Below are 13,490 nucleotides of genomic sequence, written 5' to 3' on the forward strand. Positions count from 1 at the left end.
GCATCACGACTGGTTGTACAGGTCCCAGGCCTTGGCGCCATCCGCGTTGTCGTGAATGATCGCCATCAGGCCGCGCACGACGGCGCTCGGATTGGCATGCTGGTAGATGTTGCGGCCGTAGACCATGCCGAGCGCACCTTGCGCCATCAGCGCCGCCGACTTGTCGAACACCGCGCGCAGATTCTCCTTGCCGCCGCCGCGCACCAGCACCGGGCAGCGTGCTGCTTCGACGACACGATGGAAGTCTTCAGCCCGGGTGGTCGGGTCGGCCTTGACCACGTCGGCGCCCATCTCGCGCGCCAGGCGCGTCAGCGTCACGATCTTCTCGGCGTCGCCGTCCACCATGTAGCCACCCTGTTCCACTGGCAGCATGGCCAGCGGTTCGATCATCAATGGCATGCCATATTTTTCGCAGTCGGCGCGCACGCGGGAAATGTTCTGCACGCATTGCCTGAACAGGTCCGGCTCGTCAGGCAGCATGAACAGGTTCACCACCACGCAGGCAGCATCCATCTCGATGGCGCCGATCAGCGGCTCGGCCTCGTTCTGCAGCACGGCCCACATCGCACGATGGCGGATCCTGTTGTAGGGGTTGCCCATGTCGATCCGCATGACCAGCGCCGGCTTGTCCTTGCCTGGCACATCCTGGAGCAGGTCGGCCTGGCCGTAATTCATCTGGATGGCATCGGGGCCGGCCTTGACCAGCTTGTCCACCACGCCGGCCATGTCTTCCAGTCCGACCAGGAAGCTCGGCTCGTTGCACACGCCATGGTCGATGGCGACGTCGAGGCAGCGGCCGTTGCCGAACAGCCTGTTCATGCGGACTTTCTTGTTCACGCGCATATCGCGCTCCTTTTGTTGTCGGTCTCGGAGGGGTTGGAGAGGTCGACGCCATGCTGGTGCTTGAGCAGCGCCAGGAACGCGGCGCGCTCCCGTGAACCCTGCTTGGCGTCCCATTTCTTGTGGGCGGCGAGGATATCGAGCACAGCATCGACAAGATCAATCGTGAGGCCGCCGGTGATGGCGATGGTGGTGCGGCGCAGGAAGATGTCGGCCAGCGTCTCGACCTGTTCGCGCTCCACGATCAGCCGGATTTCATTGTGACTGTAGCCGTAACCGGGCAACATGGCGTCCGGTGTCGTGGAAAGCACGTCAGCGACGGCACGAGCCGAGCTGCCGTAGCGCTCGAGTAGCGTCTGCGCGCGCGCCTTGCTGATCTTGTATTCGGACGCCAGTGCTCCACACCAGGTCGCCGTATCTGCAGGGAAATCCCGACCACCGCCGATCGCCAGGTCTTCGGTTCCAAGTTTGCGCGTCAGGTCCAGTCGCTCCAGCGCCATGTCGGCAGCCAAAGCGCCGAAGGAACGGAAGGTGGTCCATTTGCCGCCGATCATACACAGCGTCGCCGGCAGCATGCCGGTCGGCTCGACGAATTCGCAGAAATGGTCGCGCGGGATGCGTCCGGTGAAGCTGTCCTCGCTTGCGGGCAATGGCCGCACGCCGGAGAAACGGAAGACGATCTCCTCTTCGGCGATCCTGATCGACGGAAAGACGAAGGCGAGCGACTGCAGGATGTAGCGTAGCTCATCATCCTCGCAGCGCACCTGGTCGGGATCGTCGACGCGGATGTCGGTCGAGCCGATCAGCACCTTGCCGAGATAGGGGAACAGGATGCAGATGCGCCCGTCCTCGTTCTCATAATAGATCATCTGGCCGGCGAGCGCGTCGTGGAGCTCCTGGCTGTCGACGATGATGTGCGACCCCTTGGTGCCGCCCATCATGGTCGGCGCAGACACGCCGATCGACCTGTTGGTGAGGTCGATCCAGCCGCCGGTGGCATTGATGATCAGGCGGGGGCGCACCGGCAGCGTCTCACCGGAGATGGTGTCGGTCAGCGTAAGGCCGTCCGCATCGGAGCCGACCTGTGCATAGTTGAGTGCATGCGCCGTGGGCGAGGCCGCCATCGCATCGTGCAGCATTTCGAGGCCCAGCCGTTCCGGCCGGCTCACCCAGGCGTCGTAGTAGGTTGCGGAGCTGCGCGTCGCCGGATTGATCGCCGGCCACGTCGCCAGCGTTTTCCGGGCGCCGCGGAAACTGTGCACCGGCATCAGCCGGCGTGACGCGGTGAAGACGTCGTAGAGCGTCAGTCCCGCCTTGATGACGAGCGCGCCACGCCGGCTCGGACGCCGGGTCAGGCCGAGGAAGCGCACCGCGCCGTTGGCGATGCCGGAGAAGATGTCGAAGATCGGCACGGTGGTTGGCAGCGGCGCGACATAATGGGGAGCATTGCGCAGCAGCCGGTCACGCTCGAGCAGCGATTCCTTCACCAGCTTGAATTCACCGTTTTCCAGATAGCGCAGACCGCCATGCACCATGCGCGACAGCGCGGCGCTGGCACCGCCGCAATAGTCGCCCTTTTCAGCCAGCAGCACGTCGACGCCCTGCAAGGCCAGCTCGCGGAAGACGCTGATGCCGTTGATGCCGCCGCCGATCACCAGCACGGCAATATCCGGCCGCTCTCGCAGCGCGGCGAGTGTTTCATTGCGCTTCATGGCAGAATGTCTCGCTTAATCAGGCATCCAACTGGGTCAGATGCGAGGCTATCGCTCTGTCGATGGCGGCCAGTTCCGCTGAATTGAGCCTGACCTCTCCGGCGCGTGCATTGTCGAGGGCCTGTTCGGGATTGCGGGCGCCGCACAGCGCGAAGGTGATGCCGGGCTGCGCCAGCGTCCAGGCGATGACGATCTGCGCCATCGAGGCCTTGTGCTGATCCGAGATCGGCTGGATCGTCTGTTTCAGCGCCGCAACCTTCTGCCGGTTGGATGCCGAGAAGCGCGGATTGTCCTTGCGCTGGTCGTCGCCGGAGAAGGCCCGGCCGGGATCGATCGAGCCGGTGAGCAGGCCGAGCGCCAGCGAAGAATAGCTGAGCGTCGCAACGTCGTTTCTCTGCGTGATCGGCAGCAGGGTGCCTTCGATCTCGCGGTCGATCATCGAATAGCGCTCTTGGATGGCATCGAGCTGCCCGGCAGCGACATACTGCTTCAGCTCTTCGGCGTTGACGTTGCTGGCGCCGATCGCGCGGATCTTGCCTGCGGCCTTCAGCTTCTCCAGCGCGGCAACCGTCTCAGCGATTGGCGTCGTCGGGTCCTGCCAATGGGTGATGTAGAGATCGATATGGTCGGTGCCGAGCCGCCTCAGGCTCTGTTCCACCTCATAGGCGATGCCGTCGGCGCCGAGATAGCGGTGCACCGGCTTGCCGTCCTGGTCGAAGAAATGGTTGCCTTTGCCGGAGTGCCAGTTCAGGCCGCATTTCGTGGCGATCACGACCTTGTCGCGCTTGCCCTTGATCGCCTTGCCGACGATCTCCTCGCTGCGGCCGAGGCCGTAGGCAGGCGCGGTATCGATCAGGCTGACGCCGGCGTCTATCGAAGCTTCGATGGCGTGGATGGAAGCCTGCTCGTCGGTGCCGCCCCACATCCAGCCGCCGATCGCCCAGGTGCCGAGACCGACGGCGGAGGCCTGGATGCCGGATGCGCCGATGGCGCGCTGGATCTGTCTGGAACTCATGCTGCTTCTCTTTCGGCGAGGTCGAGGATGCCGAGGCCGGTGGCCTCGTCGGTGACGATGATGTCGAGATGGTTTCCGCGCATCGCGGACAGGATCGGCGCGACCTTGCTCGGCCCGCTGGCGATGCCGATCGAGCGCGGGATGGTGGCGAATTCGTCCAGCGTCAGCGAAACCAGCGAACGGTTCAGTGTGTAGTCGCTGAGCCTGCCGTCTCTGTCGATCAGATGCGCCAGCAGTTCGCCCGAGGCGCCGGAACGCTCGATGGCCTGGCGGTCGGCGCTGGAGGAGGGGTGCAGGTCGTAATAGGAGGAATCGTCGGTCAGGATCGAGCCGACGCCGACCACGGCGATGGTGGCTTCGCGCGCCCGACGGAACACATCTGCGACAGCGCGCACGCCCATCAGCATCTCGCGCTGTTCCGGCGTATCGGCGAACAGCGGTGCATGGATCTGGTAGGCGCGGCCGCCGAGCTTGTCGGCCATCAGCGAGGCGACGTGGTTGACGTCGGTGTAGTGCTTGCCCTGCACCAGTCCGGTCGCCGGGATTACCTCGACATCGTAGCTGCGGCCGGGCTTGAGGCCGGCGACCAGCGCGCTGACACCCTTGCCGCCGGTGATCGAGATGGTGTCGCCGTCCTTGATCGTTTCGAGAAGCAGACTGGCCGCCGCTTCGCCGACGCGCTGCAACGCCGTCTGCGGGTTCTCCGAGACCGTCGGCACCACCACCGCGCGTTCGATGCCGCCAAGCCCGACCAGCCGCGTTTCGAGGTCGACCAGATGGTCGATCGGCGACTTGATCTTGATCTCCACGAGACCGAGCTGGTGGCCGCGCTTGATCAGGCGGTTCACCGTGGCATGCGAGATGCCGAGTTCCTTGGCGATCTCGGCCTGGGTCTTGCCCTCCATGTAGTGGAGGACAAGCGCCTGATGCATCTGGCGCACGGTCGAGATGTCGTCGCGTGTGCTGGGAGGTGCCATGGTGTCGCGCCTCAGGACTTCTTGGCGTGCAGGAAGTGGTCGGCGGATACCGCGGCCAGCAGGATGCAGCCCTTGATCATGTCCTGCCAGTAGACGGAGATGTCGAGCAGGATCAGCGAGCTGGTGACCACCGACAGCAGCGCGATGCCGAGGATGGCGCCGAAGATTGTGCCGGAGCCACCCTTCAGCGAGGCTCCGCCGATAACCGCCGCCGCGATGATGTTGAGCTCCATGCCGGCGCCGAAGGTCGGCGTCGCGGCGCCGAAGCGCGCCATGTAGATGACGCCGGCGACGCCCGACAGCGTCGCGCACAGCACCGTCACCCAGAACTTCACCTGGTTGGTCTTAATGCCGGAGAACTGCGCTGCCTTCTCGTTGGAGCCGGTGTAGAACACCTTCCGGAAGGCGGTGGCGCGCCGCAGCAGGAAGTCGAAGATCGTCACCACGACCACGAAGATGATGATGACATAGGGAATGCCCTGGAAGCTGCCCTGGCCGATGGCCTTGAACCCCGGCGGCAGCGTGAACAGGGACAAAGGCGTCCCCTTGGTGATGACCAGGCACAGTCCGCGCACGATCACCATCGCAGCCAGCGAGGTGATGAAATGGTTTAGGCCGACCACGGTGACGAAGAAACCCATCACCGCGCCGATCAGCGCGCTGACCGCGATGCCGATCAGGCTGGCGGTCCAGGGGTCCAACCCCATCAGGAACAGCGCGCCGGAAACCACCATGGAGAAGCAGACCACGGAGCCGACCGACAGGTCGATGCCGCCAACGATGAGCAGGATGGTCATGCCGACCACGACGATGCCCTCGATCGAGAAGCTCATCAGCATGGCGCGGAAGTTGCCCCAGGTCAGGAAATGCGGCGATGCGAAGCTCATGGCGATGCACAGCGCCAGGATGATCACGATCAGGCCGGCCTCGCGCATCGAGGCAAGCCGGGCGAAGCTGGAACGGCTCGGGCCCGTGGCCTTGATGTCGGCATGCATGACGGTTTCTCCCGCTCTAGGCGACATGGTTCACCTGTCCTTGATGTGCTGGGGCCGGCTGCACGCCGGAGGCCAGCATGATGATGGCTTCCTCGTCGAGCTCGCCCGCGCCGAGCTCGCCGGCAATCGCGCCTTCGCGCACGACCAGGACGCGATCGCACAGACCGATGAGTTCGGGCAGCTCCGAGGAGATGACGAGGATACCGACACCCTGGTTGGCAAGATCGCGCAGCAGGCGGTGGATTTCGACCTTGGCGCCGACATCGATGCCGCGCGTCGGCTCATCCATGATGATGACCTTGGGCGATACCGAGAGCTGCTTGGCGATCGCCACCTTCTGCTGGTTGCCGCCGGAAAGCGTCGAGACAGGCGCATCGATGCCGGCCATGCGCACGCCGAGGCGCTTGGCAAGGCTGGCCGCCTGATCAGCTTCGGCACGACGATCGAGCAGGCCGAAACGGCCGGTGAGCTTGCCGAGGTCGAGCGCCGAGACATTGGCGGCGATCGACAGATCAAGGAATACGCCGGAACCCTTGCGGTCCTCGGAAAGGTAGACGAGGCCGGCCTGCACGGCGTCGGCATAGCTGCGGATGGTGAGAGGCTTGCCGTCGAGCGCAACGCTGCCGGTGCTTGCCTGCCGCAGGCCGCAGATCGTCTGTGCGATCTCGCTGCGGCCGGCGCCGATCAGGCCGCCGATGCCGAGGATCTCGCCAGCCTTCAGGTCAAGGTCGACATTGGCGAACCGGCTGCCGTCGGAGAGCCCCTTGACGGAGAGCAAGGTGCGGCCGGAGACGGCATCCACGGGAAGCTTGTCGGGGTAGAGCTGGGTGATCTCGCGTCCGACCATCTTGCGCACGACATCGTCGGGGGACGTCGACGCGATGGTTTCGGTCGCGACATAGCGCCCGTCACGGAAGACGGTGACGCGGTCGCAGAGCGAGAAGATCTCGGCCATGCGGTGGCTGATATAGATCACGGAGATGCCGCGCGCCTTCAGGCCGCGCACGATGGAAAACAGCCGCTGGGCTTCGGTTTCGGTCAGTGCCGCGGTCGGCTCGTCGAGGATCAGCACCTTGCAGTCGAGGGTGAGCGCCTTGGCGATCTCGACTAACTGCTGGCTGGAAATGGAAAGGTCGGCGACCTTGGTGCGCACCGGAATGGGCGCGAGCTGGTTCATCGCCTTTTCGGCCTGCGCATAGACTTCGCTGTAATTCATCAGCGGGGCGCGGCGGGCGTTGATCGCCGCCATGCAGATGTTTTCGGCCACCGTCGCGTCCTGGCAGAGCGCGATCTCCTGGTGCACCAGCGCGATGCCGAGCTTCTGTGCCATCGCCGGCGAAGCGATCGTTACCGGCCGGCCGTCGATCAGGATCTCGCCTTCGTCGGGATGCAGCACGCCGCCGATCATGTTCATCAGCGTCGACTTGCCGGCGCCGTTCTCGCCGCACAGCGCGTGCACCTCGCCGCGCCGCAGCTCGAGCTCGACGCCGCTGAGCGCCTTGACCGGGCCGAACGCTTTGGAAAGGTTGCGGATCTGAAGGACGGGCGCGTCGGTCACGCCATGCTCCTGCGAAAGATTCTGAAAAGGTGCCGGAAGGGACTGTCCCTTCCGGCCAGTTGATGGTTCAGACCGAAGTTTACTCTTCGATGCCCTTGGTGCCACGCCGCTTGAGATACTTGTCCCAATAGAAATCGTCGGCGTTGTCCTTGGTTACGATCGAGAAGCCATTGTCTACGAACGGTACCTTCATGGCGTTGGTGCCGGCGCGCTTGGCGTCATTCATCGGATCGATCAGCTCGGGGTGCTTGGCCAGCCAGAGCAGCATGAAGCCCATATAACCCTGCATGCCCTGGTTGGGGTTGACCGAACCGAAGATCTCGCCGGCCTTGATCATGTCGAGGATCTTGGCGTTGACGTCGGCCAGCATCACCTTGATCTTGCCGCCGCCTTCCTTGGCCGCCTGTGCGGCGCCGATCGCCGAATTGGCCTCCGGCATGAAGACGGCGCCGAGGTCGGGATGCGCCTGGGCGAGACTGAGCACTGCCTGATAGGCCTTGGTCGGGTCCTGGTTGGAAGCAGCGCGGCCGACGAGCTTCATGTCAGGCCATTTGGCTTCCATGCGGGCGACGAAAGCCGAGACGCGCTTGTCGTGATTGTCCTGGCCGGGGTTCTCCAGCACGGCGTATTCGCCCTTGCCGCCCATCGATTCCGCGACGGCGTCGGCAGCGTAGGTGCCTTCGGCAACATTGTCGGAGGTGATGTAGGAGACACGCTTGGAATTGGGCGAGTCGGCCGCGAAGGTCACGACGGCGGTACCCTGGTCGATGGCGCGGTTGATCGGCTCGATGAACGGGTCGGAGTTCATCGGGTGAACCAGGATGCCGGCCGGCTTCTGGGCGAGCGCCTGGTCGAAGGTGGCGATCTGCTTGTTCACGTCATATTCCGGCGTGCCGGTATAAGCGGTTTCGCAGCCGAACTGCTGGCCGGCCTGCTTGAACATCTCATAGACCGGGAACCAGTATTCGACGCCCGACACCATGACGTTCATGACGTATTTTTCGCCGGGCTGGCATTTGAATGGGTTGGCGGTTTCAGCGAGCGCCGGAGCCGAACTCATGAAGGTCGACGCCGCTGCCGCCATGGCGAGCGTGCTCAGAAATTTGCGCAAGTTTCCTCCCTTGGCCGAAGCCATTCCTCAAGAACCGTCGCGGCGCCTCTGCGCCGTTTCATGGATTGATTGCAGCCGGACTTCCTCCCGAAGCCGGCAACTGGATCATTGCAGCATGCGACGATACTGTCAATAAAATTCATATACTGAAATATATTTCACATCAACCAGCCATTGACCGGAAAATGAACCACTCCGTCACTTGCACAAACCGGAGCGGTTCTGGCAACTGGCAAGGCCGTGCCCGATCCGGTGGCAGCATGCGAGGAGTGGCGATGACCGTCAGCATCAAGGACTTCGGTTTGACCTGCGGTTCGCTGCCTTCCGGCATGCTGAACGCCATCACCGATGTTGCTGGTGTTCAGGTCGGCCATGTCACGATGCGCGATGGCGACATCAACACCGGCGTCACCGCCATCCTGCCGCATGGCGGCAATCTTTTCCGCAACAAGGTGAGGGCGGCATCCGAAGTCATCAACGGTTTCGGCAAGACGGTCGGGCTGGTGCAGCTCGATGAGCTCGGCACGATCGAGACGCCGCTGCTTTTGACCAACACGCTTTCGGTCGGCATATGCGCAACCGCATTGATCCGGCAGGCGATCCGGCAGAACCCGGACGTCGGTCGTCGCACCGGCACCGTCAACCCGCTCGTCGCCGAATGCAATGACGGGCCGCTCAACGATATTCAGGCGCTTGCGGTCAGCGAGGCGCATGCGCTGGCCGCGATCGAAGCCGCCGGCGAAGGGCCGGTCGAGCAGGGCAGTGTCGGCGCCGGCACGGGCATGACCTGCTTCGGCTTCAAGGGCGGCATCGGCACCGCGTCGCGGCGCTTCGTGCTCGATGGCCACGATCATCATCTTGGCGCACTCGTGCTCTCCAACTTTGGCAGGGCAGGTGATCTCGTGCTGCCCGACGGTCGTCGTCCCGATGCTCGCCGGCCGTCCGAAGCCGAGAGCGGGTCGGTGATCATCGTTATGGCCACCGACGTGCCGCTTGAACACCGGCAGCTGAAACGTGTCGCCCGCCGCGCCGGCGCCGGCATCGCCAGGCTTGGCGCGTTCTGGGGGCATGGCAGCGGTGACATTGCAATTGCTTTCTCGACCGCCGATCCGGTCGACCACGACGAGAAACGCGGTCTGGTTCCGGTCCAGGTGTTGAATGAGTCGCGCATCGACCTGCTGTTCCAGGCCGCCGCCGAGGCAACCCAGGAAGCGGTGCTGAATTCGATGCTTGCCTCGCCTGCTTTCAAAGGCAGGAACGATGCGCGCCGTCCATCCCTGGCGGAGTGGCTGCGGGCAAACGTCTGAGCCTCTTTCTCCTTCAAGGAGAGTGGCGGTGCGCTGTTCTGCACATGTTGAAAAGGGGTGCAACCTTCGCGGGCGAACTGCGGAGGACGCACGTCCGCGCCATTGGCCATCATCCCCATAAACCCTCCGCCAACACGGAAGTTTGTGGACATTAGTCTTGACAGAAATACATATGTTCAATACCCGTCAGGCATCTGAATAGCCTGCATGTGGGAGGAGTGACTGCTATGGCTTCCAATATTGCGTTGACGGGTCTGGCCCGTGATCTCGAGGAGCGCGGCAAGTCCGGAAAGCCGATCCGCATCGGCCTGATCGGCTCGGGCGAAATGGGCACCGACATCGTGACGCGTGTCGCGCACATGTCCGGCATCGAGATCGGCGCGATCTCCGAACTGAACATCCCCAATGCCCATAAGGCTGTCGACATCGCCTTCCAGGAAGGCGGTCATTCGAAGGAAGTGTCGAATGCTTCGGCCATGACCGAGGCGATGGAGGCCGGCAAGGTTGCCGTCACCAACGACGCCGACCTCATCATCAACAACGATCTGATCGACGTTGTCATCGATGCCACCGGCGTGCCGGCTGTCGGCGCCGAGATTGGCCTGCGCGCCATGGAGCACGGCAAGCATCTCGTCATGATGAATGTCGAAGCCGATGTCACCATTGGCGCCTATCTGAAAAGCGAGGCCGACCGCCTCGGCGTCACCTATTCGCTCGGCGCCGGCGACGAACCATCCTCCTGCATGGAACTGATCGAATTCGTCTCGGCGATGGGCCATCCCATCGTTGCCGCCGGCAAAGGCAAGAACAACCCGCTCAACATCGATGCCACGCCTCCCGCCTATGAGGAGGAAGCGGCGCGCCGCCACATGAATGTGCGCATGCTGGTCGAGTTCGTCGACGGTTCCAAGACCATGGTCGAGATGGCGGCCATCGCCAATGCCACCGGCCTCGTGCCCGACAAGGCCGGCATGCACGGTCCGGCCGCAACGCTCGGAGAGCTCAACAAGGTGCTGATCCCGGAAAAGGACGGTGGTGTCCTCTCCAGGGTTGGCGTCGTCGATTATTCGATCGGCAAGGGCGTTGCGCCGGGCGTCTTCGTCGTCGCCGACATGTCGCATCCGCGCGTTTCGGAACGCATGGAAGATCTGAAGATGGGCAAGGGCCCGTATTTCACCTTCCATCGTCCTTACCACCTGACCTCGCTGGAAGTGCCGCTCACCTGCGCCCGCGTCGTGCTCTACGGCAAGGCCGACATGGTGCCGCTGGCCAAGCCCGTCGCCGAGGTCTGCGCCGTCGCCAAGAAGGATATGCAGCCGGGCGAAAAGCTCGATGCCATTGGCGAATATTGCTACCGCGCCTGGATCATGACCGCGCCGGAAGCACACGCCGCCAAGGCCATCCCGTGCGGCCTGTTGCAGGGCGGCTCGGTGACGGCGCCGATCAAGAAGGGCGAACTGATCACCTACGCCAACGCCGCTCCGGCGCCAGGCTCCAAGATCGCCGAGCTGCGTGCCCGGCAGGACAAGCTCGTCTACGGCAACTGAGGAAGCATCATCATGGCCACCGCCAGGAAAGCCGCCAACAACGAGGCGGCGCAACCCAACCTGCCATTTGCCTTCCGAAAGTACACGGCTGAGCAGCTGCGTGAAGTGCTGCACAAGATGTATCTGATCCGCCGCTTCGAGGAGGGCGCTGAAGACGCCTATATGCGCGGCCTGATCCACGGCACCATGCACCTGTCCATCGGCCAGGAGGCCAGCGCCATGGGCATCTGCATGCCGCTCACCGATCAGGACCAGATCACCTCCACGCATCGCGGCCACGGTCACTGCATTGCCAAGGGCGCGGATGTGAAGCGCATGTTTGCCGAATTCTTCGGCAAGACCACCGGCTACTGCAAGGGCCGTGGTGGCTCCATGCACATCGCCGACGTCACCAAGGGCAATCTCGGCGCCAACGGCATCGTTGCCGGTGGCATTCCGATTGCGGTCGGGGCTGCCCTTGCCGCCAAGAAGCTCAGGACCGGCAAGGTCGCTGTCTCCTTCTTCGGCGACGGCGCCAACAACGAGGGCGCCTTCCATGAGGCGCTCAACATGGCCGCCGTATGGAAGCTGCCGGTGATCTTCGTGTGCGAGAACAACGGCTACGGCATGTCGACCTCGACCGAGCGCTCGACGGCTGTGAAGAACATCGCCGACCGCGCCGGCGCTTATGCGATGCCTGGCGTCATCGTCGACGGGAATAATTTCTCCGAAGTGGCCGAGGCCGCCAACGCCGCTGTTGAGCGTGCCCGGGCCGGCGAGGGTCCGACGCTGATCGAATCCAAGACCTACCGCTACCGCGGTCACTCCAAAAGCGATCGCAACCGCTACCGCACCAAGGAGGAGATCGAGGACTGGATGGCCAACCGCGATCCGATCGCGCTGTTCGAAGCCGAGCTGAAGGAGTTCGGCATCATCGACGACGCAGGCATCGAGGCGGTGCGCGAAGCGGTGAAGAAAGAGATTGCCGACGGCATCGAGTTCGCCAAGGACAGCCCGAGCCCGGAAATCCGCGACCTTGAGAATTACGTCTATACGGAGGTTGCGTGATGGACGTCGCCGTGCGTGAGCTGAGTTATGCCCAGGCCATCCAGGAAGCCATGGCGATCGCCATGGAGCAGGACGAGCGCGTTTTCCTGATGGGCGAGGACATCGGCGTCTATGGCGGCGCCTTCCAGGTCACCGGCGATCTGGTCGAGCGTTTCGGTTCCGAGCGCGTCATGGACACGCCGATCTCGGAACTGGGCGGCGCGGGTGTCGCCGTTGGCGCGGCCCTGACCGGCCTTCGTCCGATCTTCGAGTTCCAGTTCTCCGATTTCGCCACGCTCGCCATGGAGCAGATCGTCAACCAGGCCGCCAAGATGCGCTTCATGCTGGGCGGCGAGGTTTCGGTTCCTGTTGTGATGCGCTTCCCCGCCGGTTCCGGCACGGGTGCCGCCGCGCAGCACAGCCAGAGCCTGGAAGCTTGGCTTGGCCATGTGCCTGGCTTGAAGGTGATCCAGCCGGCGACCCCGCATGACGTGAAGGGCATGCTGCTGGCGGCCGTGGCCGATCCCGACCCGGTGATGATCTTCGAGCACAAGCTGCTCTACAAGATGAAGGGCCCGGTGCCGGAAGGCCATTACACCGTGCCGATCGGCAAGGCCGATGTCCGTCGCCAGGGCCGCGACCTCACCATCGTGGCCACCTCGATCATGGTGCACAAGGCGCTTGAAGCGGCCGCCGCACTGCAGGCCGAGGGCATCGACATCGAGGTCATCGACCTGCGCACCGTGCGCCCGATGGACAAGCAGACCATCATCGACAGCGTCAAGAAGACCTCGCGGCTTCTCTGCGTCTACGAGGCGGTGAAGACGCTGGGCATCGGCGCAGAAGTTAGTGCCGCTGTCGCCGAAAGCGATGCCTTCGACTATCTCGACGCGCCGATCGTGCGCCTGGGCGGCGCCGAAATCCCGATCCCGTACAATCCGGAGCTCGAAAAGGCGACGGTGCCGCAGGTGCCTGATATCGTCGCGGCCGCGCGCGACCTCGCTAAGGGAAAGCGCTGACGATGCCAGTCGAAGTCATCCTTCCCAAGGTCGACATGGACATGGCGACCGGGCAGATCTCGCGCTGGTTCTTCGAGGAAGGCGCCACCGTCAAGCAGGGCGATGTCCTGTTCGAGATCGAGACCGACAAGGCGGCGATGGAAATCGATGCGCCGGCTTCCGGTACGCTGCGCAACATCACCGGCAAGGAAGGCGTCGACATTCCGGTCGGCGCGCCGGTCGCCTGGATCTATGCCGAAGGCGAGGACGCCGCTGCGCCTGCACCAGCATCCGCCGAGCCGCAGCCTGTTGCGACCGCCAAAACTGAAACACCGATGTCCTCCTCCCAGGACAAGGCCGCGCAGACCGCGCTCGCCGTGCAGGAGACGCCTGCGCCGGCAGGC

General features: G+C 63.8%; 12 protein-coding genes. 5 read left to right on the top strand and 7 right to left on the bottom strand.

Annotated elements, in window-relative coordinates; translation table 11 throughout:
- Positions 1 to 3: 3 nt before the first annotated feature.
- The 7 genes from AO692_RS29335 to AO692_RS29365 form a co-directional block, all read right to left on the bottom strand.
- A complete protein-coding gene (locus AO692_RS29335; protein WP_054313568.1) occupies positions 4 to 843 on the bottom strand; it encodes a class I fructose-bisphosphate aldolase in 840 nt (279 codons plus the stop codon).
- A complete protein-coding gene (locus tag AO692_RS29340; RefSeq protein WP_054313569.1) occupies positions 834 to 2,552 on the bottom strand; it encodes a glycerol-3-phosphate dehydrogenase/oxidase in 1,719 nt (572 codons plus the stop codon). The genes AO692_RS29335 and AO692_RS29340 overlap by 10 nt, the downstream gene beginning before the upstream one ends.
- Before the next feature lie 19 nt (positions 2,553 to 2,571).
- On the bottom strand, positions 2,572 to 3,567 hold the full coding sequence (locus tag AO692_RS29345) for an aldo/keto reductase (protein ID WP_054313570.1): 996 nt from the start codon (positions 3,565 to 3,567) through the stop codon (positions 2,572 to 2,574).
- Complete coding sequence (locus AO692_RS29350) at positions 3,564 to 4,544, bottom strand: sugar-binding transcriptional regulator (protein ID WP_054313571.1); 981 nt, start codon at positions 4,542 to 4,544, stop codon at positions 3,564 to 3,566. The genes AO692_RS29345 and AO692_RS29350 overlap by 4 nt, the downstream gene beginning before the upstream one ends.
- 11 nt (positions 4,545 to 4,555) lie before the next feature.
- Positions 4,556 to 5,539, bottom strand: a complete 984-nt coding sequence (locus tag AO692_RS29355) for an ABC transporter permease (RefSeq protein WP_054313572.1) — start codon at positions 5,537 to 5,539, stop codon at positions 4,556 to 4,558.
- A 16-nt stretch (positions 5,540 to 5,555) separates the two neighbouring features.
- The gene (locus tag AO692_RS29360) at positions 5,556 to 7,097 is read right to left on the bottom strand and encodes a sugar ABC transporter ATP-binding protein (RefSeq protein WP_054313573.1); all 1,542 of its coding nucleotides are present in this window, start codon (positions 7,095 to 7,097) and stop codon (positions 5,556 to 5,558) included.
- Positions 7,098 to 7,176: 79 nt separating this feature from the next.
- On the bottom strand, positions 7,177 to 8,208 hold the full coding sequence (locus AO692_RS29365; RefSeq protein WP_054313595.1) for a substrate-binding domain-containing protein: 1,032 nt from the start codon (positions 8,206 to 8,208) through the stop codon (positions 7,177 to 7,179).
- A 275-nt stretch (positions 8,209 to 8,483) separates the two neighbouring features.
- Between AO692_RS29365 and AO692_RS29370 the strand changes: the two genes are divergently transcribed.
- From AO692_RS29370 to AO692_RS33830, 5 genes are all read left to right on the top strand, one after another.
- Positions 8,484 to 9,515: a P1 family peptidase gene (locus AO692_RS29370; protein ID WP_054313574.1), complete on the top strand. Its 1,032-nt coding sequence runs from the start codon at positions 8,484 to 8,486 to the stop codon at positions 9,513 to 9,515.
- A gap of 227 nt (positions 9,516 to 9,742) precedes the next feature.
- Entirely contained in the window at positions 9,743 to 11,062 is a 1,320-nt protein-coding gene (locus tag AO692_RS29375; RefSeq protein ID WP_054313575.1) for an NAD(P)H-dependent oxidoreductase, read from the top strand.
- Positions 11,063 to 11,074: 12 nt separating this feature from the next.
- Entirely contained in the window at positions 11,075 to 12,109 is a 1,035-nt protein-coding gene (locus tag AO692_RS29380; RefSeq protein ID WP_054313576.1) for a thiamine pyrophosphate-dependent dehydrogenase E1 component subunit alpha, read from the top strand.
- A complete protein-coding gene (locus tag AO692_RS29385; protein ID WP_054313577.1) occupies positions 12,109 to 13,107 on the top strand; it encodes an alpha-ketoacid dehydrogenase subunit beta in 999 nt (332 codons plus the stop codon). The genes AO692_RS29380 and AO692_RS29385 overlap by 1 nt, the downstream gene beginning before the upstream one ends.
- 2 nt (positions 13,108 to 13,109) lie before the next feature.
- A partial coding sequence (locus tag AO692_RS33830) for a biotin/lipoyl-containing protein (protein WP_244483543.1) occupies positions 13,110 to 13,490 on the top strand: 381 nt, incomplete at its 3' end.

This window comes from Mesorhizobium sp. 1M-11 (assembly GCF_001303895.1).
Taxonomy (GTDB): domain Bacteria; phylum Pseudomonadota; class Alphaproteobacteria; order Rhizobiales; family Rhizobiaceae; genus Mesorhizobium.